Consider the following 23,196-nt stretch of genomic DNA (forward strand, 5'->3'; position numbering starts at 1 on the left):
GGACTCAAGCTTCCCGGATGCCCCAGGCCTGCTTCTCGGGGTGGCTCAAGGCGCCAAGGACCTCGCGCGCATGGGCATCGCCTTGCGTGACGATGGCGGAAAATCGCCCCCATTGCAGAAATCCGAACTTGAACAACGCGGGATTGAAATACAGATCGGTCTGCCTGCGCGACTCCGACTGCCGCGACACGCTGTAGAGGACCGACACATTGAGCAGGTACGACACGAGGGAAGGAACGCGGTAACGCTGCCTGGCGCGGGGTTTGAGCCGATCGAACAGGACCTGCCAGGCACTTGGCATCTCATCAAAATCAAGCCGCTTGGCACGCCGGGCGCTGAGGTCCACACCGATCACCTTGCCGACCCCACGCATGTTTCTCATGACATCGGCGGGGAAGTTGTTGAAGGTCCCGCCATCGCAGAACAGTTCTCCGTCCAGCACGACCGGTGGCAGCGCACCGGGAATGGCAATGCTGGCCCGCAAAGCGCGGCCCAGGTCGCCTTTGTGCAATTGCATCTCACAGCCCTGCGAGTAGTTGCTCGCGATGCAGAAATAGCCTTTCCACAGATCGACGATATCGACCGGCCCACCCATCAGGGATGCAATGGAGCGCTCGATGATGGCCCGCACCCGCCGGCCCTTGATCAGCGATATCAGGGGCAGCATGTTGTAGTCACCGGTGGGGTTGATCTTGAACGCCTGCTTGATCACATCCATGGTTCGGGGGATGTCACGGTCTGCTGCAATGACGGCGGCCATCACGGCCCCCATGCTGGTGCCGCCGACGCAATCGATTTCGATGCCGAGATCGTTGAGCGCCTTCCAGACGCCCAGGTGAGCAAAGCCACGCGCGCCGCCGCCCGCCAGCACCAGACCGACCGCGTTGCGGCTCAGCAGGCGTGCGAGCCGCGCGATGTCGCCATCCAGCTCGGGGCGCAGGTTCAGGTGGCCCGTGACGGGCCGGCGTTCGATCCACCGGCGCATTCCGAGCGGCGACTGGGTGCTCGCCGGGTGGAGCAACACCAGCGTCTCTGCCGCCTCGTTGCGGTGCGGCGGGTCGACCATGCAAGCCTGCTCCACGGGGTGGATGGCGGCGGGCTGCGTCGCGTCTGCCAGCAACAGCACCTCATCGCTCCGGCTGACGCACAGCTGCGTCCACTCGTTCGGCTCGGTATCCGCCACCATCAGCACGAAGTCGTGTTCGTCTTCCAGGTCTTCAAGGACCGTCGACCAGTGGCTGGCGGAATGCCGGCCGCTCAAGGCGACTTCGGCGGCCGCGCGGGATGCCATGGTGGACGAATCCACACAGCAGACACGGCCGAACTGTCCCAATGCCTGCATGAGGCGCTGCGCAATGGCAGCGGCATTTACGCCCCCGGTGATCGGGAGCAGCGTCACCATCACGGGCGGAGGCAAGGGGCGCCGATCTTGCTGGGTCTGCAGGCGCTCGATGATCTTCTTCGTGAGGGCGATGGACACCTGCGGATTGCGCGCCACCAGCGCGGTGAAATGCGCCTTGTCCAGCCGCACCACCACGGTCCTGCGGATGGCCACCACCGTTGCCGAGCGCGTTGCGTCGGTGTACAGACTGATTTCCCCGGTGATCTCACCGCGTCCGAGCTCACGGACCATCCGAGGCGCGTTGTCATCGGTCTTGACGTAGACGCGCAACCGACCGCTGACGGTCAGGTAGGCGGCATCCCCTGGTGCACCCTGTTCCATGAGCACATCGCCAGCGCGCAGCTCCATCCATTGAACGTTGCTCTCAATGTCTTGCAGCGTCTCTTGGTCAATGCCCGGGAAATTGTCGCTGAGATAGGTCGCCAATACGTCGCGGCGCCGCTGGAATTCGGTGTCGTCTGCAGTCATGTCGCTCTCAAATGTGGTGATGCCACATACGAGAAAATGCGGCGTTTTAGCCCGACGGGACCCCGATTCCCGGGGAAATTGACAGGTGAGCATACTAACATTGCCCCTGTGCAATCCATGTCCACTGTCTTGCACGCAATGGCATGATTCGGCCTGGCATTGATTTCCGATTGTGGGTATCTATCGGATTGTGAAGAATTGGAGTGATCGCGATGTTTGAAATGCAAAACCTTCGTCGCCGGGCGCTGATGTCGAGCCTTCTGGGCGCGCTCCTGCTCATGACGGCCTGCGCTCCCACCATTCCGCGCTCCTATGTTGTGCTGGTGCCCGATCTGGATGGGGCTGTGGGTCAGGTCGTCGTGACCGGCGAAAAGGGCCGCCAGGTGTTGACGCGCGCCGGGCAGGTGGCCGGCATCGATGGCAATGAAGTCAAGGCAGCACTCGCCGGTGCGAAATTCGACGCCGATTTTTCAGACGCCAAGGCCGCGCAGCCTGTACCGCCCGAGCATTTCCTGCTGTATTTCGTCAGTGGTGGAATTCGTTTGACCGATGAATCGGAAATCCAATTCGCCGACATATTGACGCGCTGGAGAACCCGGGGCGCGCAGGCGATTGTCGAGGTCGTGGTGATTGGGCACACCGATACCGTGGGCAGCGCCGAGAACAACGTCGCGCTCTCGGCGCAGCGCTCCAAAGCGGTGGCCAGCCGGTTGCAGGCTGCCGGGCTGAAGCTTTCGGCATTGACGCTGGAGTCGCACGGTGAAAAGAACCCACTCATCCCCACCAAGGACGGGGTGCCGGAGCCGCGCAACCGCCGCGTGCAAGTCACGATTCGCTGAGTGCTGGGTCACCTCGCCATCGCGTCATGTCTTCCTCTTGGGGTGGGGTGAAGCGGTCGGATCCTGCAAGGGCTCGGGCGGCCCGTCATAGAGCCAGGGATTGTCCAGCAAACGTTCCCCCAGCACGCGCATCGCGGTGTCACGTCCCCAGCGCACCACGCCCGTGGCGTGAAAGATGCGGCCGTTGCGCTGCGAGTGCTGCTGCACGCGCGCGTTGCGTTGCCAGCGGGTGTCTGCGAATCGGGCCAGCGTTGTCGGCCATTCGTCTCGGGCCCGCACCGGTTTGAGCAGGCGGCCGAGCGTCCACGCGTCCTCGATCGCCATCGCCGCGCCCTGCGCCAGGTAGGGGCGCAGCGGATGCGCAGCGTCGCCCACCAGCGCCACCCTGCCCTGCGCGTGCTCATGGGCACCGGTCATGGCCGGGCGGTCGTTCAAGGCCCACAGCGACCAAGCGGGCACGGCATGGATCATGGACAGCAGACCGGCGCAGGCCGCGCCGAGCGCGCGCGCGAGATCGGCGGCCCGGGCCTGGTGGGTCCAGCTCTGCGGATCGGCGCCGGGGTCGCCGCCGTGGCCCTGGCCCAGCACGCCGTCCACCACCGCCACCACATTGATCCACTCGCCACCGCGGACCGGGTAATGCACCACATGCATCCGTGGCCCGAGCCAGGCCGTGACCACGTTGGCGCGCAGCGGCGCGGGCAGATCGGCCGCACGCACCATGCCGCGGTAGGCCAGGTGGCCGCTGGAGCGTGCGGGCTGATGGCCCAGCAACTGCGCGCGCACACGGCTCCACAGGCCGTCGCAACCGAGCAGCGCATCGCCATCCACCACGGCCCCATCGTCCAGCGTGGCGCTCACCCCAGCAGGTCTTTCCGCAAATGACGCCAGCCGCGTGTTCAAACGCAGCTCCGTGAGCCCTTGCTCCTGCACCGCCGCCAGCAACAGCGCATGCAGGTCGGCCCGGTGCACGGTGGCGTAGGGCTGCCCATAGCGCGCCAGTGCCATGGCGCCCAGGCGCAACTGCCCGAGATCGGTGCCGCGATGGGCATCGCGCACATGCAGTGCTTCGGGGAATGCGGCACAGGCTTGAAGCGCATCGGTCAAGCCCCAGTCGGCCAGCACCCGTGTGGCGTTGGGCCCGAGCTGCAGACCCGCTCCCACCTCACCGAACGCCGCCGCCTGCTCCAGCAGCACGGTCGGCACGCCCGAACGGGCCAGGGCCAGGGCACAGGCCAGGCCGCCGATGCCCCCACCGGCGACGATCACTTGTTGGTTCATCCGGAGATTGTGCCGGTGGCGTCCGGCCGCGCCCTCACAGGATCCGGTTGAACCACAACACCGACAGCCCGGCCGAGAACAGCGCCAGGATGGACGCCACCAGCGCGAGCAGGCCGGCGATCTCGGTTTCCTTCTTCTCCACGGTCAGGCGTGAACTCAGGGTCTCGTACACCTTCTTCAGGTTGTCGGCGGTGCCTGCGTAGTAGTACTCGGCCTGCGTGGTGCGGGCGACTTCCTTCAGGCTGTCTTCGTCCAGACGCACGCGCATGGACCAGCCCTCGAACCCGATGATCTCGCCATCGACCGTGCCCACGCCCACGGTGTACACGCGCACGCCACGGTCGGCCGCCATCTTGGCGGCTTCAGCGGTGTCCACGCCGGTGGTGCGCTGGCCGTCGGTGAGCAGGATGATGGCCGCCGAGGTGTACGAGCCGGGCGCCACGGGCACGAAGGCCTTCTTCTCGGTCTCAGGCTTGTCGATGGCGCGGCCTTGCGGTGCGAACGGATCGCTGTTGCGGTTGTAGGTCATGGCGCCAATGTCAAAGCCCTGGCCCGGGAACAACTCGGAGAGCGAAACCACGATGGCGCTGCCGATGGCGGTGGCGCGCTGCAACTGGAACTTGTCGATGGCGGTCACCAGGTCTTCGCGGCTGAGCGTGATGGGCTGCACCACCTGAGCCGAGCCGGCGAAGGCCACGATGCCCACCTTCACATGGCGCGGCAGCTCGGCGAGAAAAGCCTTGGCGGCCGCCTGCGAGGCGACCAGCCGGTTGGGCTTCACGTCTTCGGCGCGCATGCTGCCCGACACATCCATGGCCAGGATGATGGTCTGCTCTTGCGAAGGCAGCACGATGCTGGCAATCGGGCGCGCAGAGGCCAGCAGCATGGTGGCAATGGCCAGCAGCAGCAGCACTGGCGGCACATGGCGGCGCCAGCCCGGGCCCTTGCCCATGGCTTCGCGCACGATGGCCAGGCTGGCATAGCGCAGCGCGGTCTGCTTGCGCCGGCGCAGCAGCCACACATACAGAAGCACCAGCAGCGGCAGCGTCAGCAGCAGCCAGAGCAACTGCGGCCACAGGAAGGTGACAGGGATGTTCATGGACGTGTTCCTTCACGTGAAGCGTCGAAGCTGCCACGGTCGCGTGCGGGCATTTGAGACGGCATGCTGCGACCCGCCTGCGCGTGTTTGCCGGCGCGCAAGCGGCGCTTGCGCAGGTCGACAAAACGCACCACCGCTTCGGCGAGATCGTCGTCGGTGGAGAGCTCCAGCGTGTCCACACCCGCGCGCGCCAGGCTTTCCCGCAGCTGCGCCTCGCGCTGCGCGGCGATGCGCGCAAAGCGCTGGCGAAAACCGGCGTCGTGCGTGTCCACCATGAGCTGCTCACCGGTTTCGGCGTCGCGGATGGGGATCAGCCCGAGGTCGGGCAAATCGAGCTCAAGGGGATCAAGCAGGCGCACAGCCACCACGTCGTGGCGGCGGGCGAGTTCGCCCAGCGGCGTTTCCCAGCCGGGCTCGCTGATGAAATCGGACACCACGAACACCGTGGCGCGCTGGCGCACCGTGTGCACGGCGGCCTTGAGCAAGTCGGAAAGCTGCGTCACGCCATCCTTCCCCGATGCCTTCTTGGGCGGCGGCTGAAGCACCATCTGCATCAGACGCAGCACCTGGGTGCGGCCACCGCGCGCGGGCAGCACGGCATCGACCACGGGTTGCCCACGCGATCCGTAGAGCACCGCGCCCACACGGTTGCCGTGGCGCCCGATCAGGCGCGCCAGCACCGCGGTGAAATCGAGCAGCACCTGGCTCTTGCGCTGGTTGCCCGAACCAAAGTCCACCGAGGGGCTGAGATCGAGCAGAAACCACGCGGCCATCTCACGGTCTTCGGTGAACACGCGCACATGGGGTTGCTGCAGCCGCGCGGTGACGTTCCAGTCGATGTGGCGCACGTCGTCGTGCAGCTGGTATTCGCGCAGGTCGGCCAGGTCGAGGCCGGAGCCGCGCATGAGGGTCTTGTAGTCGCCCTGCAGCAGGCCGTCGAGCTTGCGCAGCACGGTCCATTCGAGCCGGCGCAGCAAGGCGTCCGCGCGCCGGGTCACGGGCGTCGCCAGCGCGATGCCTGCGGTCGATGCATTCGCATCCGCTGGGGTGCGATCGGATCCGAACAGGCGTTTGAAGAACATGGCGTGTGTCCTGTTCCGCTCAGGCGGCGCGCTGCTCGTGCTCCAGAGGCCGGGCGGGTTGCACGATCTGCTTCATGATCTTTGCGATCAACGACTCGGCGGTGAGCCCCTCGGACAAGGCTTCGTACGACAGCACCACGCGGTGGCGCAACACGTCGGGCACGAGGTCGCTCATGTCTTCGGGCAGCGCGTAGCTGCGCCCGCGCAACATGGCCAGCGCGCGTGCGCCTTCCACCAAACCAATGGTGGCGCGAGGGCTGGCGCCAAACGTGATGAAACGCGCCAGGTCCTTCAGGCCATGCTTCTCGGGTGTGCGCGTGGCCGACACCAGCTTCACCGCGTACTGCACCAGCGACGGGTCCACATACACCTGGCGGCACTGCGCCTGCAACACCGCGAGCTGGTCGGTGGTGGCCACGGCATTGACCTGCACCGCCGGGCCGGTGACGCGCTCGACGATCACGAACTCTTCTTCGTCCGAGGGGTAGTCCACCATCACCTTCATCATGAAGCGGTCGACCTGCGCCTCGGGCAGCGGGTAGGTGCCTTCGGTCTCGATCGGGTTCTGCGTGGCCATCACGAGGAAGGGGTTGGGCACCTTGTGCGATTCGCCGGCGATGGTCACCTGGCGCTCCTGCATCACCTCCAGCAGCGCGCTCTGCACCTTGGCCGGCGCGCGGTTGATCTCGTCGGCCAGCAGCAGGTTGGCGAACACGGGGCCCAGCGACGTGCTGAAGTCGCCGGTCTTCTGGTTGTAGATGCGCGTGCCCACCAGATCGGCGGGCACCAGATCGGGCGTGAACTGGATGCGCTTGAACTGGCCCTGCACCACATTGGCCAGTGTCTTCACCGTGAGCGTCTTGGCCAGGCCCGGCACGCCTTCCACGAGCAGGTGGCCCTGAGCCAGCATGGCCACCATCACGCGTTCCAGGAACCGGTCCTGGCCGACCACCACACGTTTCACTTCGTACAGGATCTGCTCCATGAGCTGGGCGGTGTCGGGGGCGGCATTCTGGTCCATGGAATCTCCTGTGGCGGAAAAGAGCGAGGGATGAAGGTTCAGAAAACGGGTTCAGAAGGGGGGCAGGCCGGCAGCGGAGGCAGCGCTCTCGATGGGCACAGCAAATCCGATGCCAACAAAGGTGCGGTGGCTGGTGGGGTTGAGGATGCCGGTGACGATGCCGATGACTTCGCCGTCCATGGTCACCAGCGGGCCACCCGAATTGCCCGGGTTGGCCGCGGCGTCGAACTGGATCAGGTTGCCGATTTCCTGCACGCCCTCGGGCGATTTGAAGGCGCGGTCAAAGCCCGAAATGACGCCCGAGGAGACCGAGGGTCCGATGCCGAAGGGAAAGCCCACCGCCACCACCTCTTCGCCGGGCACGAGGTCATTGGTCGAGCGCATGGTGGCGGAGATGAGGTCGTCGGGAATGATCTGCGCCTGCAACACGGCCAGGTCGTTCTGCGGCTGCGCGCCGGTCACGGTGGCGGGTGATTCGGAGCCATCGGCGTACACCACCTTGACGCTCATGGCGGTCTGCACCACGTGCAGGTTGGTCAGGATGATGCCTTTGTCGGTGATCACGACCCCGGTGCCCACGCCCTGCTCCACTTCCTTGCCCTCGCTGTTCTTGGCGTAGGACATCACACGCACCACGGCGGGCCGGATCTTCTCGGCCGCGCGCGCCGCGCGCGAGGGCAGGTTTTGTGTGGTGAGGGTGCGCAGCACGGCTGCGTCGATGTCTTTCTGCGTGAGGGCCTTGGGGCCGCCCACGCCGGCCTGCCACACGCTGGCGGCCAACAACGCTGCCAGCAGCGCCATGGCCGACCACATCACGCGCGGGCTGGACGCCGCGCGCGCGCTGGCCTGGCGAAAGCGGCGCACACGGCCCGCTGGCGCGGGTTCGGGTGCGGCCTCGGCCGCCTGGGTTGCGCGCTCATCCGTCTGCGAAGACCCCGCTCGGTGGGACGGGCTGTACAAGGCAGGCTTTCGCATGGCGGCTCCTGGTGCGACGGACAACACATCATGCCGCTTTGCGGCATCCGGCTCAAGCGCTCAACAATTGCCTGAGCACGTAGGGGAGGATTCCGCCTTCGCGGTAATAGTTCACCTCCACCGGCGTATCGATGCGCAAGGTCACGGTGACGGTTTTGCTGGACCCGTCGGCGCGCGTGATCACAAGCCGTGCATCACTTTGGGGCGTGAGATCGGGGTGCGGCAGCACATCGATATGTTCATCGCCACGCAACCCCAGGCTCTCCCATGAATCGCCAGCCTTGAACTGCAGCGGCAACACGCCCATGCCCACCAGGTTGGAGCGGTGGATGCGCTCAAAGCTGCGCGCCACCACGGCCTTGATACCGAGCAGCTGCGTGCCCTTGGCGGCCCAGTCGCGGCTGGAGCCGGTGCCGTACTCCTCGCCGGCAAAGATCACGGTAGGAATCTTCGCGCCCTGGTAGCGCATGGCAGCGTCAAAGATGCTCATCTTCTGGCCGTGGCCCACGCCTTCCTGCTGGTAGATCGTCCAGCCGCCCTCCTCGCGCGAGCCGTCGGCTCCTGGGGCCAGCATGAGGTTCTTGATGCGCACGTTGGCAAACGTGCCGCGCATCATCACCTCGTGGTGGCCCCGGCGGGCGCCATAGCTGTTGAAGTCGGCCTTGAGCACACCGCGCGCCAACAGCCATTGGCCGGCGGGCGAGTTCTCGGCGATGTTGCCCGCGGGCGAGATGTGGTCGGTGGTGATGGAGTCGCCAAACAGGGCCATGACGCGCGCACCGCGCACGGCCGGCGGCTCGGTGGCGGCGGGCAGCGCCATTTCGAAAGACGCAAAAAACGGCGGCTCGGCGATGTAGGAACTGGTCGGCCATGTGTAGGCGTTGCCGCTCACGCCCTTGATGCGCTCCCACAGCTTGCCGGGCTCGGACTTCACGAGGGCGTAGTTCTCGCGGTAGGCCCGTCCGTTCATGGCGAACTTCATCAACTGGTAAATCTCGTCGCTGGAGGGCCAGATGTCGCCCAGGTACACCGGCTTGCCCCCCTTGCCATTGCCCAGCGGCTCGGTCATCAGATCTTTCATCACGGTGCCGGCGATCGCGTACGCCACCACCAGCGGCGGGCTGGCCAGGAAGTTGGCCTTGAGGTTGGGATGGATGCGCGCCTCGAAATTGCGGTTGCCCGAGAGCACCGCTGCGCAGATCAGGTCGTTGCTGGTGATGACCTCGTTGAGCTCGGGCGTGAGGTCGCCGGCGTTGCCGATGCAGGTGGTGCAGCCGTAACCCGCCAGCGAGAAACCCAGCTTTTCCAGGTAGGGCAGCAGCCCGGTCTGCGTGAGGTATTCGGTGACGATGCGCGAACCGGGTGCAAGCGACGTCTTGATGTGCGGCTTGACCTTCAGGCCCGCCTCGACCGCCTTCTTGGCCAGCAAGCCCGCCGCGAGCAGCACACCGGGGTTGGAGGTGTTGGTGCAACTGGTGATGGCGGCGATCAGCACGTCACCGTTGCCGATGGCCAGCTTGCTCCCTTTGTTGGCCACCACCGTGGTGGGCTCTGCCAGCGCGGTGGCGGAGGCCAGCGTGGGCTTGTTGGCCTCCATCTCGGCCACAAAGCGCGGCGCGCCCGGTGGCGTGGTGCGCTCCTTGCCGGGCGCGAGCGTGTCCACCTCGTCGCTGCTGCTGGGTTGGTAGCGCGTGTGCAGCAGGGCCGCGGGGCGGTTGAAGCCGTTCTGTGCATTGGGCTTGCTGAAGAGCTCGGCGAACTGGCTGGCCACCTGGCCGAGCTCGATGCGGTCTTGAGGGCGCTTGGGGCCGGCCAGGCTGGGGGTGACCTGGCCCAGGTCGAGCTTGACCACCTGCGAATAGTCGATCTCGCCGGCCTTGATGGAGGCGCCTGGCGCGCCCGGCACGCCGAACAGACCCTGTGCGCGGAAGTAGGCTTCAAACGCCTCGATCTCGGCCTTGCTGCGGCCGGTGCCGCGGAAGTAGTCGAGCGTCCTGTCGTCCACCGGGAAGAAGCCCATGGTGGCGCCGTACTCCGGCGCCATGTTGGCGATGGTGGCGCGGTCGGGTAAGGCCAGCGAGGCAGTGCCTTCGCCGAAGAATTCCACAAACTTGCCCACCACCTTGTGTTGCCTGAGGATTTCGGTGACGGTGAGCACCAGATCGGTGGCGGTCACGCCTTCGCGCAGGCGGCCGGTGAGTTCGAAACCCACCACGTCGGGCATGAGGAAATACACCGGCTGTCCGAGCATGGCGGCCTCGGCCTCGATGCCGCCCACGCCCCAGCCCACCACACCGATGCCGTTGATCATGGTGGTGTGGCTGTCGGTGCCCACCAGCGTGTCGGGGTAGTACAGGCCGCCCTTCAGGTGCACGCCGCGTGCCAGGTACTCCAGGTTCACCTGGTGCACGATGCCGAAGCCCGGTGGCACCACGCCGAAAGTGTCAAAGGCCTGCATGCCCCATTTCATGAACTCGTAGCGCTCGCGGTTGCGCTGGAACTCCAGCTTCATGTTGAGGTCGAGCGCGCTTTTGGTGCCGTAGTGGTCCACCATCACGGAGTGGTCGACCACCAGATCCACCGGCACCAGCGGTTCGATCTTCTTGGGGTCTTTGCCCAGGCGCTCGGCCACGCTGCGCATGGCGGCCAGGTCGGCCAGCAGGGGCACGCCGGTGAAATCCTGCAGCACCACGCGCGCCACGGTGAACGGGATCTCCTGGGTGCGCTCGCCCTGCGGTTTCCACTGCGCAAGCTGGGCCACGTGGTCGGGCATCACGCGCTCGCCATCGCAGTGGCGCAACACGCTCTCCAGCACGATGCGCAGCGACACCGGCAGTCGCTTGATCTCGGGGAACTGTTGGGCCAGGGCCGGGAGCGAGTAGAAGCGTCCGTTTTTCCCCGAAGCGGTCTTGAAACTCTTGACGGTGTTGGCGAACGGGTGCGCGAAACGGGCGGGTGTGGGCATGAAAACTCCATAGGAAGGCAAGGGCTGACAAATCCATTCTGTCAGCAGGGAAGGTGTCCGCGCTGTCTGTAGTGGATTTTCAAGTCGCAACCGGCGGATCGCGGTTCGCGACAAACACGTGGCCGCTGTGCAACGCATGTCGCTTTCCTTGGTATCCCAACGCACCGACTCTCGTGCACATCCTCCGAATACTGCAAGGCGGCTCACTCCCACGAATCCCCCAGCGAGAACCCCATGAAGCACACACACTCCCCCCACCGCCCTTGGAAATGGCTTGCCCCTCTTTTGCTGAGCAGTCTGGTGGCAGCTTGCGGGGGTGGCGATCCCGTGCTCGGAACTGGCGGAACAGGCACATCGCCCGTGACCCCCGCTGTGGCGCCACTTGTGACCACGCCCATCGTGCTGGCCTCAGCCTCGACCTTCGGTGCCTTCGGCGGTTCGGCAGGCATCACCAACCAGGGCCTGCTCACCGTGATCAATGGCGACATCGGCACCACGGCTGTCTCGACCGCCGTCACGGGCTTTCACAGCACCGTGGATTGCACCTACACGGAAACGGGCGCCAACGCGGGTCTGGTCACGGGAACCATCAACACCGCCCCGCCGCCGCCCACCGTCACTTGTCCGACCCAAGGCACGGCGGGCACGTTTGCAATAGCCACTGCGGCACGCGCAGATGCCCTCGCGACCTACAACACACTGGCCGGTCTCGCCGGTGGTCCCGATCCAGGCGCTGGCAACCTGGCCAATCTGGTGCTCAAACCGGGTGTCTACACCGCGGCTTCCGGCTCTTTCATGATCCAGGGCGGCGACCTGACGCTGGACGCGCAGGGCGATCCGAATGCCGTGTGGGTGTTCCAGATGGCACAGACCCTCACCGTGGGCGGCCCGGGCGTGGCATTTCCACAGAGCGTGCAACTGGTGGGCGGGGCGCTGGCAAAGAACGTGTACTGGCAGGTCGGTAGCGCGGCCACCATCAACGCCGGGGGCGGCGGCACCATGGTGGGCACCATCATCTCGAGGGCCGGCGTCACGTTCTCCACGGCGGGCAACGTCGCTGTCGCAACGCTCAATGGCCGAGCCCTCTCGCTGGACGCATCCGTCACCATGGTGAACACGGTGATCAACGTGCCCGCACCTTGACGCACACCGCGCCGCAACCTCATTTTGTAGAACACCATGACACCCACCATTCACAAAAGCGCGGGCGCCTTGAGCCTGCTGACACTGGCTCTTTTCGCACATCCCCATGCTTTGGCGCAATCGACGGGCTGGTATGCCGGTGCCAACGCGGGTCGCACAGGTGCCGAGATCGATGATCCCCGCATCACCAGCGGTCTGCTGGGACAGGGATTCAGCACCACCTCGATCGATGACCGGGACCGCAGCACCGGCTTCAAGCTCTATGGCGGCTATCAGTTCAGTCCCCACCTGGCGCTGGAAGGGGGCTACTTCGACCTGGGCAAGTTTGGCTACACCGCCAACACCGTGCCGGCCGGCACCCTGAATGGAGAGATGCGCGTCAGGGGACTGAACCTGGATCTCGTGGGCACATTGCCGCTGACCGGAAAACTCTCGGCGCTGGGGCGGGTCGGCGTCAACTACGCCCGCGTCAATGACCGGTTTTCCGGGACCGGCGCGGTCAACGTGAGCAACCCGACTGCAAGCAAGAGCCAGGCGAACGTGAAGTATGGCGTCGGCTTGAACTACGCCTTCAACGATGCGTTGAACATGCGGCTGGAGGTCGAGCGCTACCGCGTGAACGACGCCATCGGCAACAAGGGCGACATCGACATGGTGTCGGTGGGCCTGGTGTACCGCTTTGGAGGCCCCGCGCCCCAACCCATGCAACGGGCCGCGACACCCGAACCTGTGTATGTGGCTCCGCCGGCACCGGCTCCCGTCGTCGTGCAGGCACCGCCACCGGCGCCAGTGGCCCCTGCGGTGGTCCCGCCCACGCGCGTGAGCCTCTCGGCCGAGTCGCTGTTCGGCTTTGACGCTTCCACCGTGAAGCCCGAAGGCCGCGCCGAACTCGACAAGTTTGCCCGTGACCTCTCCAGCGCCAACTACCAGACCGTGACCGTCGAAGGTCACACCGACCGTCTGGGTTCGGACTCGTACAACCAGAAGCTCTCGGAACAGCGCGCCACCGCAGTCAAGAACTACCTGGTCACCTCCGGCAAGCTCGATGGCTCGAAGATCTCCGCCGTCGGCAAGGGCGAAACCATGCCCGTGACCAAGCCGGGCGATTGCAAAGGCACGAAGCGCACCGCCGCGCTCGTGGCCTGCCTGCAGCCTGATCGCCGTGTCGACGTGGAAGTGACCGGCACCCGCTGAGCAAACCGCCTGCGGCGGTTCAAAGCAAAAGCCCCCGCAGGCGAACCTGCGGGGGCTTTTTCACGAAGGAGACACCACCCGCGAGGATGGCGCTCCGTGGAGGTCAGAGTCTGCCGGTGATCAGCAACACCACCACGATGATCAACACCACGCCCAGCACACCACTGGGACCGTAGCCCCAGCTGCGGCTGTGGTTCCAGCTGGGAATCACGCCCAGCAACAGCAAGACCAGAACGATCAACAGAATGGTTCCAATGCTCATGGCTATCTCCTTGTTTTTGACAGAAACCGATTAAACGGATTATTTCGCCGGTTCTGCAGGTGGCACAACGATCACGGTATTGCCGGTCTTGCCGGTGTCGCCCGTACTGCCGGTCGCACCGGTGCCGCCGGTGTCACCCGTTGCGCCGGTGGAACCCGTGGACCCGGTTGAGCCCGTCGAGCCGGTACTGCCCGGAGCGCCGGGAGGACCTGCAGGACCGGGAACTGGAACCGTAACCGTGGAGGGAGGTGTGTTCACCACCACAGGTTCGCGGTCGCAAGCGGCCAGGGCGAAAGTGGTGGCAACAACGGCCAGCAGAAGTACTTTGTTCATGAGGTGTTCCTTGGTGAATCTGACCGGGGCTTGAGCGGTTGCTCGAGTTGCACGGTCGGACCGAAGACAAACATGCGCTTTGCATGAACTCCATCGGTGTGATTGCAGCCTAGGGGTTCGTTGACGCGCCATCTGTTCGCTGGCGAACACCCGATGAACGATTCATGCAGAAACATCCGCTCACGTGTGTCCACAAAACAACCACCACCCGGCTGCGTCTGCAAACGCACAGACCCTCCTGGGGCGCCCAACTAAAAACACGTCAGACAACGAAACGCCCTTCACTCACGAGTGCGTCGCCGCTGCAAATATCCCTTCGTGCAAACGAAGTTCACAGTCTCTCGAAAGCTCCTCATGAAATCCCGTCACACCTTCAGTGCATTGACCCTCGCCATCCTCTCGGTTGCCGCCATGTCGGCGTCGGCCCAATCGTCGGCTCAATACCAGGAACCCGGCTTCTTCTACGGTGGCGTGTCCGCCGGTGAATCCCGTGCCAAGGTGGACGAAGCCGGCGTTGCGAACAACCTGCTCGGCGCCAACGGCCCGGCCACCGGTTTCAGCAGCGACGAAAAGGACACCGCCTACAAGCTCTTCGGCGGCTACCAGTTCAACCGCAACATCGCACTTGAAGGTGGTTACTACGATCTGGGCAAGACCAGCTTCTCGTCGACCACGCCCGCAGGCGCCTTCAACAACAGCACCCGCCGCCACGGTCTGAACCTGGATCTGGTGGGCACGCTGCCGATCACCGAACGCTTTTCCATGCTGGGTCGCGTCGGCGCTGCCCATGGCCGCACCCAGAGCAACTACTCGGGCGCTGGTGCCACCGCTGCCGGTGTGCAGGGCAGCCGCGACAGCAAGACCGACGTGAAGGTCGGCCTGGGCGTTCAGTACGAACTGAACCGCTCCATGTGGCTGCGCGCCGAGATCGAGCGCTACCGGGTGAAGACCGCCAGCGCCGGCCGCACCAACGTCGATGTGGTGACCGTGGGCCTGGTGTTCCCGTTCAACCGCGCTCCTGCCTACGTGGCCGCAGCCCCTGCGCCTTACGTGGCACCGGCACCGGCGCCCGCACCGATCGTGCAGGCACCCGCACCGGCACCAGCCCCCATGCCCGCACCAGCACCCGCACCCATGCCCCAGCGCGTGAGCATGTCGGCCGAGTCGCTGTTCGGCTTTGACGCTTCCACCGTGAAGCCCGAAGGCCGCGCCGAACTCGACAAGTTTGCCCGTGACCTCTCCAGCGCCAACTACCAGACCGTGACCGTCGAAGGTCACACCGACCGTCTGGGTTCGGACTCGTACAACCAGAAGCTCTCGGAACAGCGCGCCACGGCAGTCAAGAACTACCTGGTCACCTCCGGCAAGCTCGATGGTTCGAAGATCTCCGCCGTGGGCAAGGGCGAAACCATGCCCGTGACCAAGCCGGGTGACTGCAAAGGCACGAAGCGCACCGCCGCACTCGTGGCCTGCCTGCAGCCTGATCGCCGCGTCGACGTGGAAGTGACCGGCACCCGCTGATCGCTGTCTTCGGACAAAAAAAGCGGCCTTCGGGCCGCTTTTTTCGTTGTGACAGGGGATCAGGCAGCAAACGGCATGCGTTCACCGGTGGCGAGCTGGCGCCATCCCATCCATTCCAGTTCGGCCAGCACGAACACCACCACCGCCTGCACCAGCAGGTAGGCCATGCCCAGCGGTGTGGGGTTGATCGCAGCGCCGAACGCCAGCCACAGGCAGCCGACGGCCCAGGCGAAGTTGAGCAGCACGATCAACATCAGCGGCCCGCGCGGGGGCGAGGCATGCAGCGCGAGCCAGCCGGCCAACGCCACGAACGCGAAGATCACCACACCCGAGGCTTGCAACAGCCCCTCGGGCAGGCCCAGCCAGGTCGAGAGCGTGGACCCCAGCAACAGGTGCAGCACGCCGGTGCCGGCGCCTGACAAGGCGTCGAAAGCCAGCACGCGGCGCAGCACAGTGGGCGAAGAGAGTTGGGAGGTGAGGGACATGGAAGCACTCCTTGCGGGGGTTGAAGAGGCCTTCATCGTGGACGTGGTCGTGCACCGCGTCGATGACCTCACAGGTCATGGAAGCGGAGCCCCGAGCGGCCTAACATGGCGGCCATGGACACCTCTGCCCTCCCCCACCGCAGCGCCCCACCCTCCACGTTTGGCGAACACCTGCGCCACTGGCGCCAGCGAAGACGCTTCAGCCAGATGGACCTGGCGCACGTGGCGGAAGTCTCCACGCGCCACCTGAGTTGCGTGGAGACCGGCCGCGCCAGCCCGAGCCGCGAGATGGTGCTGCGCTTGGTGGAGCGGCTGGACGTGCCGCTGCGCGAGCGCAACGCCTGGCTGGTGGCGGCGGGCTTTGCACCCATGTACCGCGCGCGGCCGCTGGACGACCCCGAGATGGCCTCGGCCCGCGCGGCGGTTCAGCGCATCCTCGAATGCCACGAGCCCTGCCCCGCGCTGGCCATGGACCGGCACTGGAACCTGGTGATGCACAACCGCCTCGTGCCGATGCTGATGGCCGGTGCCGCGCCCGCGTTGCTGCAAGGCCCGGTGAATGTGCTGCGCATCAGCCTGCACCCGCAGGGCCTGGCGCCGCGCATCGCCAACCTGCGGCAGTGGCGCGAACACCTGTTCGAGCGCTTGCGCCAGCAGATTCGGGCCACGGGCGACGCGGTGCTGGCCGCGCTGCTGGAAGAACTCAAGGGCTACCCCGATGCCTTTGGCTCGGAACACCTGGCCTTGCCCGGTGAACACCTGGGTGTGCTGATGCCGTTCCAGTTCCACACGGCGCACGGTGTGCTGCAGCTGGTGAGCACCACCACCGTGTTCGGCTCGCCGGTGGACATCACCTTGCAGGAACTCGCGCTGGAGACTTTTTTCCCGGCAGACGAAGCCTCGGCCGCCGTGCTGCGCGGGCTGCTGGCTTCTAGGACGGCCTGATCAGCGCGGGCCGTCGGTCGGGGTCGACGCCGCCGACTCGTGGTTCAGCGGTGGTGGGATCTCGCCGCTGCCGCCGGTGCCGTTGCGACGGCGGAACAGCTCGGTGCGCGCCAGCAGGATGGTGGTCACCGGCACGGTGAGCGCCAGGAAGATGATGATGAGCCAGCTGCGCAGCGCGAGCCTGTCGTCCTGCGCGGAGAAGTAGACGATGCTCGCGAGCGTGACGCACCAGGCGGCGAACGTGAACGCAAGCGCCGGCGGATGCATGCGCTGGAAAAAGGTCTTGAAGCGCAACACACCCACCGCTGCCGCCAGGGTGAACACGCCGCTGAGCACCAGCAGCAGTGCCACCAGAACATCGATCCACCAGGACAGGTTGCCGCTCATTCGATCACCTCGCCGCGCAACAGGAACTTGGCCATGGCCGCCGAACCGATGAAACCGAAGATGGAGATCAGCAGCGCTGCTTCAAAGTACATCGAGCTGCGATAGCGGATGGCCAGCACCATCATCATCAACATGGCGATGGTGCAGATCAGGTCCATGGCCAGCACGCGGTCCTGCGCCGACGGACCCAGGTACAGCCGCAACAACGACAGCCCCATGGCCACTGCGTAGCAGGACAGCGCAAAGACGATGGCGACAAACAGCACCGGGGTCATTCGAATATCTCCATCAGCGGCCGCTCGTAGCGGTGTTTGATCAGGTCGATCTCCGCCTGCGCGTCTTCCAGATCGAACATGTGGACCAGCAGCGCGCTTCGGTCCAGCGCAAGCTCTGACCAGATCGTGCCGGGGATCACACACATGATGGCCGCCAGCACGGCCAGGCCGTTGGGGTCGCGCAGGTCCAGCGGCACCACCACAAAACCGCCCTGCGGAACCTTGTCCGCGGGGGCCAGCGTGCCCAACAGAACGCGCCAGTTCCAGACGATGACGTCGCACCCGACCTGGAAGAAAAGCCGCAGTGCCACCAGCGGGTGGCTGAAGCGCACGGGCGTGGGACGCAGCGAATGCGTGAGCCAGGGCACCAGCCAGCCCAGCAGCAGGGCCATCAACCACTGGCCCAGGCCGAGCGAGTTGTTGAGCAGCAGCCACAGGGCCACCAGCGCCAGGGACAGCAGGGGCGCCGGGAAGAGTCGGCGCATCATGGGCGCCCCCCCGGCTGTGGAACGCCCAGGCGATCGGCGTTGGTGGGCGTGGGCAAAGGCCGTGAGGTCATCACGGCGTCGATGTAGAGGCGGGGCTGGTAGAGCGCGGCTGCCGTGGCGCTGGTGTAGCGCATCACCGCTTCGGCGCGCACGGTGAACACCACGCACAGCGCGATCAGCAAGGCAATCGGCAGGTACTCCACGACGCGCAGCACCGGGGCCGGGCGATCCACCGGCGCCCAGAAGAACCGGATGCCGGTGCGCGACAACGCCAGAAGCGCCAACAGACCCGAGACGATGATGCAGGCCATGAGCAACCAGCTCACGGGCGCCACGGCTGCGCCCGGCGCGTCCAGCAAGGCGGAGAGCATGGCGAACTTGCCGATGAAACCTGAGAACGGCGGCAGACCCGCCAGCAAGAGCGTGCAGACGATGAAAGCCAGACCGAGCAGCGCGGTGGACGCGGGAATGGCGCGCCCGACCAGCGGCACTTCGTCCTCGTCCAGGTTGGCGCCGCGTGGGAGCTCCAGCTCGGCCATGGAGAACGGCAGGTGGTCTTCTTCGTCTTCGGGCGCCTGCTGGCGTGCCGGATCGGACTGGCGCGAGCGGTCCATGAGTTCGGTCAGCAGAAAAAACGCCGCCACCGCGAAGGTGGACACCGGCAGGTAATACAGCGCACCGGCCGTGACCTCGGGCCGGGCCAGCCCCAGCACCGCCATGAGCGTGCCCGAGGAGATGATGACCGCGAAGCCCGCCATGCGCGCCGGTCGTTGCGCGGACATCATGCCGATGGCGCCCATGGTCAGCGTGGCCAGGCCGCCCCACAGCAACCATTGGCTACCGAAGCCGGCGGACTCACCCGCATCATCTGAAAACAGCAGCGTCGACAGCCGCAGCAGCACATAGATGCCGACCTTGGTGAGCAAGGCAAACACAGCAGCCGACGGCGCGCTGGCGCTCGCGTACGCCGGCACCAGCCAGAAGTTCATCGGCCACATCGCCGCCTTGGCGAGAAAGGCCACTGCCAGGATGGCGCATCCCGCGTGCAGCAAGGCCCGGTCGGCGCTGGGCACCTCGGGGATGCGCGCGGCGAGGTCGGCCATGTTGAGCGTGCCCGACACGCCGTAAATCAAGGCGGCACCCACGAGGAACAACGAGGATGCGGCGAGGTTGATGGCGATGTAGTGCAGACCGGCCTTCACGCGAGCCGGCCCGGAGCCGTGCAGCAGCAGACCGTAGGAAGCGGCGAGCATGACCTCGAAGAACACGAACAGGTTGAAGAGATCGCCCGTGAGGAAAGCACCGTTGAGACCCATGATCTGGATCTGGAACAGCGGGTGGAAATGCGCACCCGCCCGGTGCCAGCGCGCCAGCGAGAACAGCAAGGCCATCAGGGCCACCAGCGCCGTCATCACCAGCATCAGGGCCGAGAGCCGGTCCAGCACGAGCACGATGCCGTAAGGCACATCCCAGTTGGACGGCAGGTAGATGCCGAAGGCGTCGGGCTCGTCGCCAGCCTTGACCCAGAAGACCAGCAGCACCGCCACACAGAGATTGGCGGCGGTGGCCAGCAGGCCCAGCGTGGCCTTGGTGCGGTGCCGACGTTCGCTCACGAACATGAGCAGACAGGCCGCCAGCAGCGGCAACAGGATGGGAGCCACCATCAGGTGCGGCATCAGGGCCTGGGCCAAAGCCGTCATTCGCCATCCTCCCGAGCCTTCTCGTGTCCGTCCACATGGTCATTGCCGGAGAAACCCCGCTGGGCCAGCAACACCACGAGGAACAGCGCGGTCATGGCAAAGCCGATCACGATGGCGGTGAGCACGAGGGCCTGCGGCATGGGGTCGTCGTAGAACTCGAATGTGGGCGGAAAACCAGCCACGAGGATCGGCTCGCTGTCGACCGAGAGCCGCCCCATGCTGAAGATGAACAGGTTCACGCCGTAGCCCAGCAGCGCCAGGCCCATGATCACCTGGAAGGTACGCGGGCGCAGCATGAGCCACACGCCGCAGGTGGTGAGCACACCGATGGCCAGAGCCAGCACGATTTCCATCAGAGGTCTCCCTGGGTTTGTCCGCCAGCACCCCGGGCATCGGTGCTCACGCGGCGGTGGCCGCGCACCGACTGGTGGCCCAGCGCCGTGAGGATGAGCAGCGTGGCGCCCACCACCAGGGTGAACACGCCGATGTCATAGAAGAGCGCACTGGCCACGTGGATCTCGCCCAGCAGCGGGAGGTCGAGGTGGGCGGTGTGTGTGGTGAGGAAGGGGTAGCCAAAGAACAGCGACCCCAAGCCCGTGAAGGTGGCCAGCAGCAGGCCTGTTGCGATCCAGCGCACGGGCCGCAGCCTGATGTTGGCTTCGACCCACTGCGTGCCCGAAACGATGTACTGCAGGATGAACGCGGTCGAGAGCACCAGCCCGGCCACGAAGCCACCCCCCGGCTCGTTGTGCCCGCGCATGAAAAGGTACACACCGATGACAGCTGCGATGGGCAGGATCAGACGCACCAGCACCGCGGGCACCAAGAGGTAGCCGCGTGCGGTGTCGGCGGTGGTCTGCGCATTCACGAGATCGGTCATCAGGTCGGTGGGCAGGGCACGCTGTTGCGGCGGCAGGTCCATGCTCTCGGGCGCGGGCCGGAAGCGCCTGAGCAGCGCATACACCGTGAGCGCCACGATGCCGAGCACGGCGATTTCGCCCAGCGTGTCGAAGCCACGGAAGTCCACCAGCATCACGTTGACCACGTTGGTGCCACCGCCCTCGGGCATGGCACGCTCCAGGAAGAAGGTGGAGATGCTCTGCGGGAAGTCGCGCGTCATCAACGCATACGACAGCGCCGCCATGCCGCAGCCGGCGGTCAGCGCCACGGCCAGGTCACGCCCGCGCCGCGCGCTCGTGCGCATGCGCTTGCGCAGCGGCTGCCTGCGATCGACTTCCTCGAAGCGTTTGGGCAGCCAGCGAAGACCCAGCAGGATCAGCACCGTGGTCACGGCCTCCACCGAGAGCTGCGTCAAGGCCAGGTCGGGCGCGGAGAACCAGGCGAAGGTAACCACCGTGACCAGACCGGCCACGCTCATGAGGGCCAGCGCCGTCAACCGGTGGTACTTGGCCTGCCACGACGCGCCGATGGCGCTGCCGATGCCCACCAGCCAGAGCAGCGCAAACATGGGCGAGAACGGCAACACACGCCGCTCACCCGCGAGCCAGGTCGACTCACCAGCACCACGCAGGGTCGCGAACGCAGCCAGCAGGGTCACCAGCACCAACAGCAGCAGCTGTGTCTGGAGGCGCCGCGTGCCCAGCCAGCGCTGCAGGGTGCGACTGGCGCCGGTGATGAACGCCAGGGTGCCTTCGAACACCCGTTTTCCGCTCACCCGGCTGAGCACCGGCGTGCGCCGGATGCGCCCCGTCTGCATCGGTCGGCGCAGCAACAGGAACAGCACGATGCCCCCGGCCAGCGCGAGGAAACTCATCCACAGCGGCAGGTTGAAGCCATGCCACACCGCCAGATCGAAGGGGGGCAACTCCCCGCCCACCACCGGCGTGGCCGCGGTGGACAGGATGTCCTGAATGGACCAATGCGGCAGCACACCCACCACCAGACAGGCCAGCACCAGCAGTTCGACCGGCACGCGCATCCAGTGCGGCGGCTCGTGCGGCGTGCGCGGCAGGGCTTGGCAGGTGTCGGGTCCGAAGAACACGTGGACGGTGAAGCGCAGCGAATAGGCCACGCTGAAGGCACCGGCCACCACCGCGGCCATCGGCAGCAGGCTGTCGAACCAGGGCGCGGCATTCACGAACACGGCCTCGGTGAAGAACATCTCCTTGGAGATGAATCCGTTGAGCAGTGGAACGCCCGCCATGGCCGCCCCCGCCACCATGGTCAGGGTGGCGGTGATGGGCATGTAGCGCCAGAGGCCGCTGAGGCGGCGCATGTCGCGCGTGCCGGTCTCGTGGTCGATGATGCCCACCGCCATGAACAGCGAGGCCTTGAAGGTGGCGTGGTTGATGATGTGGAACACCGCCGCCACGGCAGCCAGCGGGCTGTTGAGTCCCAGCAGCGTGGTGATGAGTCCGAGGTGCGAAATGGTCGAGTAGGCGAGCAGGCTCTTGAGGTCGTTCTGGAAGATGGCCGAGAAGCCCCCGATGAGCAAGGTGATGAGGCCCGAGCAGGTCACGATCCAGAACCACTCGTCGGTGCCGGCCAGCACCGGCCACAGCCGCGCCAGCAGGAACACCCCGGCCTTGACCATGGTGGCCGAGTGCAGGTAGGCCGACACCGGCGTGGGTGCGGCCATGGCGTGCGGCAGCCAGAAGTGAAACGGAAACTGCGCGCTCTTGGTCAGCGCCCCCAGCAGGATCAGCACCAGCGCCGTGCTGTAGAGCGGATGGGCGCGGATCACGGCGCCCGCGCGCAGCACCACGTCCAGGTCGTAGCTGCCCACGATGTGGCCCAGCACCAGCATGCCGGCCAGCAGGCACAGGCCGCCCGTGCCGGTGACGGTCAGCGCCATGCGGGCGCCGCGCCGCGCATCGCTGCGGTGGTGCCAGTAGCCGATGAGCAGAAACGAAAACAGGCTGGTCAACTCCCAGAACGCCACCAGCTGGATCAGGTTGCCCGAGAGCACCACACCGCTCATGGAGCCCATGAAGGCCAGCAGCAGCGAGAAGAAACGCGGCACCGGGTCGGTGGGTGACATGTAGTAACGCGCGTAGAGCACCACCAGCGCGCCGATGCCCAGCACGAGCATGGAGAACATCCACGCGAATCCGTCCATGCGGAACACCAGGTTCAAGCCCAGCGACGGCAGCCAGACGATCTCTTCGCGAACCACACCGCCCGAAGCCACCTCGGGAAACAGCAGCGCGGCCTGCACCGCGCAGAAGAGTGCGATGGCACCGGCCAACGTCGACTCGGCGTTTCGAGCGTTCGACGGCAGCAAGGCGGCAACGAGACTGCCCACGAAAGGCAGGAGGACGAGGCTGTAGAGCGGCAAGGTCATGTGGCTTTGAGTCTATCGGCTGCTCGT

At 65.9% G+C, this 23,196-nt stretch carries 21 protein-coding genes; 5 read left to right on the forward strand and 16 right to left on the reverse strand.

The genetic code is table 11. The features are described from left to right. Positions 1–4 precede the first annotated feature (4 nt). Positions 5–2,005, reverse strand: coding sequence for a patatin-like phospholipase family protein (locus tag IV113_RS13450; RefSeq protein ID WP_291085839.1), 2,001 nt, complete (start codon positions 2,003–2,005; stop codon positions 5–7). A gap of 77 nt (positions 2,006–2,082) precedes the next feature. On the opposite strand from IV113_RS13450, the gene IV113_RS13455 reads away from it, so the two are divergent. After that, positions 2,083–2,709: an OmpA family protein gene (locus IV113_RS13455; protein WP_291085842.1), complete on the forward strand. Its 627-nt coding sequence runs from the start codon at positions 2,083–2,085 to the stop codon at positions 2,707–2,709. A 24-nt stretch (positions 2,710–2,733) separates the two neighbouring features. Here IV113_RS13455 and IV113_RS13460 read toward each other — a convergent pair whose 3' ends face one another. From IV113_RS13460 to IV113_RS13485, 6 genes are read right to left on the reverse strand one after another with little or no spacing between them, the layout of a single operon-like run. Next, a complete protein-coding gene (locus tag IV113_RS13460) occupies positions 2,734–3,990 on the reverse strand; it encodes an FAD-dependent monooxygenase (protein WP_291085845.1) in 1,257 nt (418 codons plus the stop codon). A 34-nt stretch (positions 3,991–4,024) separates the two neighbouring features. Continuing rightward, positions 4,025–5,089 carry a VWA domain-containing protein gene (locus tag IV113_RS13465; protein WP_291085848.1) on the reverse strand — a complete coding sequence of 355 codons (1,065 nt, stop codon included), beginning with the start codon at positions 5,087–5,089 and terminating at the stop codon, positions 4,025–4,027. After that, on the reverse strand, positions 5,086–6,171 hold the full coding sequence (locus IV113_RS13470) for a DUF58 domain-containing protein (protein ID WP_291085851.1): 1,086 nt from the start codon (positions 6,169–6,171) through the stop codon (positions 5,086–5,088). Before IV113_RS13470 ends, IV113_RS13465 begins: the two co-directional genes overlap by 4 nt. A gap of 19 nt (positions 6,172–6,190) precedes the next feature. Further along, a complete protein-coding gene (locus IV113_RS13475) occupies positions 6,191–7,192 on the reverse strand; it encodes a MoxR family ATPase (protein ID WP_291085854.1) in 1,002 nt (333 codons plus the stop codon). 51 nt (positions 7,193–7,243) lie between these two features. After that, complete coding sequence (locus IV113_RS13480) at positions 7,244–8,167, reverse strand: trypsin-like peptidase domain-containing protein (protein WP_291085857.1); 924 nt, start codon at positions 8,165–8,167, stop codon at positions 7,244–7,246. A gap of 52 nt (positions 8,168–8,219) precedes the next feature. Then, positions 8,220–11,132 (reverse strand): aconitate hydratase, encoded by a 2,913-nt coding sequence (locus IV113_RS13485; RefSeq protein WP_291085860.1) that lies wholly within the window; start codon positions 11,130–11,132, stop codon positions 8,220–8,222. 360 nt (positions 11,133–11,492) lie between these two features. Here IV113_RS13485 and IV113_RS13490 point away from each other — a divergent pair, with 360 nt between their 5' ends. Together IV113_RS13490 and IV113_RS13495 are read left to right on the forward strand one after the other, a co-directional pair. Continuing rightward, on the forward strand, positions 11,493–12,275 hold the full coding sequence (locus tag IV113_RS13490; RefSeq protein WP_291085863.1) for an ice-binding family protein: 783 nt from the start codon (positions 11,493–11,495) through the stop codon (positions 12,273–12,275). Positions 12,276–12,311: 36 nt separating this feature from the next. Beyond that, positions 12,312–13,469: an OmpA family protein gene (locus IV113_RS13495; protein ID WP_291085866.1), complete on the forward strand. Its 1,158-nt coding sequence runs from the start codon at positions 12,312–12,314 to the stop codon at positions 13,467–13,469. A gap of 103 nt (positions 13,470–13,572) precedes the next feature. Here IV113_RS13495 and IV113_RS13500 read toward each other — a convergent pair whose 3' ends face one another. Next, positions 13,573–13,731 carry a DUF3309 family protein gene (locus IV113_RS13500; RefSeq protein WP_291085868.1) on the reverse strand — a complete coding sequence of 53 codons (159 nt, stop codon included), beginning with the start codon at positions 13,729–13,731 and terminating at the stop codon, positions 13,573–13,575. Positions 13,732–13,770: 39 nt separating this feature from the next. Further along, on the reverse strand, positions 13,771–14,064 hold the full coding sequence (locus IV113_RS13505) for a hypothetical protein (protein WP_291085870.1): 294 nt from the start codon (positions 14,062–14,064) through the stop codon (positions 13,771–13,773). 354 nt (positions 14,065–14,418) lie between these two features. Between IV113_RS13505 and IV113_RS13510 the strand changes: the two genes are divergently transcribed. Next, the gene (locus IV113_RS13510) at positions 14,419–15,585 is read left to right on the forward strand and encodes an OmpA family protein (protein ID WP_291085873.1); all 1,167 of its coding nucleotides are present in this window, start codon (positions 14,419–14,421) and stop codon (positions 15,583–15,585) included. A 59-nt stretch (positions 15,586–15,644) separates the two neighbouring features. Here the strand turns inward: IV113_RS13510 and IV113_RS13515 are convergent, their stop codons facing one another. Continuing rightward, on the reverse strand, positions 15,645–16,070 hold the full coding sequence (locus tag IV113_RS13515) for a hypothetical protein (protein WP_291085876.1): 426 nt from the start codon (positions 16,068–16,070) through the stop codon (positions 15,645–15,647). A gap of 114 nt (positions 16,071–16,184) precedes the next feature. On the opposite strand from IV113_RS13515, the gene IV113_RS13520 reads away from it, so the two are divergent. Continuing rightward, positions 16,185–17,015, forward strand: a complete 831-nt coding sequence (locus IV113_RS13520) for a helix-turn-helix transcriptional regulator (protein ID WP_291085879.1) — start codon at positions 16,185–16,187, stop codon at positions 17,013–17,015. Here the strand turns inward: IV113_RS13520 and IV113_RS13525 are convergent, their stop codons facing one another. From IV113_RS13525 to IV113_RS13550, 6 genes are read right to left on the reverse strand one after another with little or no spacing between them, the layout of a single operon-like run. Further along, positions 17,016–17,402: a Na+/H+ antiporter subunit G gene (locus IV113_RS13525; protein WP_291085882.1), complete on the reverse strand. Its 387-nt coding sequence runs from the start codon at positions 17,400–17,402 to the stop codon at positions 17,016–17,018. After that, entirely contained in the window at positions 17,399–17,677 is a 279-nt protein-coding gene (locus IV113_RS13530) for a K+/H+ antiporter subunit F (protein ID WP_291085885.1), read from the reverse strand. Before IV113_RS13530 ends, IV113_RS13525 begins: the two co-directional genes overlap by 4 nt. Then, positions 17,674–18,165: a Na+/H+ antiporter subunit E gene (locus IV113_RS13535; RefSeq protein ID WP_291085888.1), complete on the reverse strand. Its 492-nt coding sequence runs from the start codon at positions 18,163–18,165 to the stop codon at positions 17,674–17,676. Before IV113_RS13535 ends, IV113_RS13530 begins: the two co-directional genes overlap by 4 nt. Beyond that, positions 18,162–19,865 carry a monovalent cation/H+ antiporter subunit D gene (locus tag IV113_RS13540; RefSeq protein ID WP_291085891.1) on the reverse strand — a complete coding sequence of 568 codons (1,704 nt, stop codon included), beginning with the start codon at positions 19,863–19,865 and terminating at the stop codon, positions 18,162–18,164. Before IV113_RS13540 ends, IV113_RS13535 begins: the two co-directional genes overlap by 4 nt. Further along, positions 19,862–20,218: a Na+/H+ antiporter subunit C gene (locus tag IV113_RS13545; protein ID WP_291085894.1), complete on the reverse strand. Its 357-nt coding sequence runs from the start codon at positions 20,216–20,218 to the stop codon at positions 19,862–19,864. Before IV113_RS13545 ends, IV113_RS13540 begins: the two co-directional genes overlap by 4 nt. Next, positions 20,218–23,163, reverse strand: coding sequence for a monovalent cation/H+ antiporter subunit A (locus IV113_RS13550; protein WP_291086117.1), 2,946 nt, complete (start codon positions 23,161–23,163; stop codon positions 20,218–20,220). The genes IV113_RS13545 and IV113_RS13550 overlap by 1 nt, the downstream gene beginning before the upstream one ends. Between the last annotated feature and the right edge of the window lie 33 nt (positions 23,164–23,196).

Origin of the sequence: Hydrogenophaga sp., assembly GCF_018780385.1 — a bacterium.
Lineage (GTDB): Bacteria > Pseudomonadota > Gammaproteobacteria > Burkholderiales > Burkholderiaceae_C > Hydrogenophaga.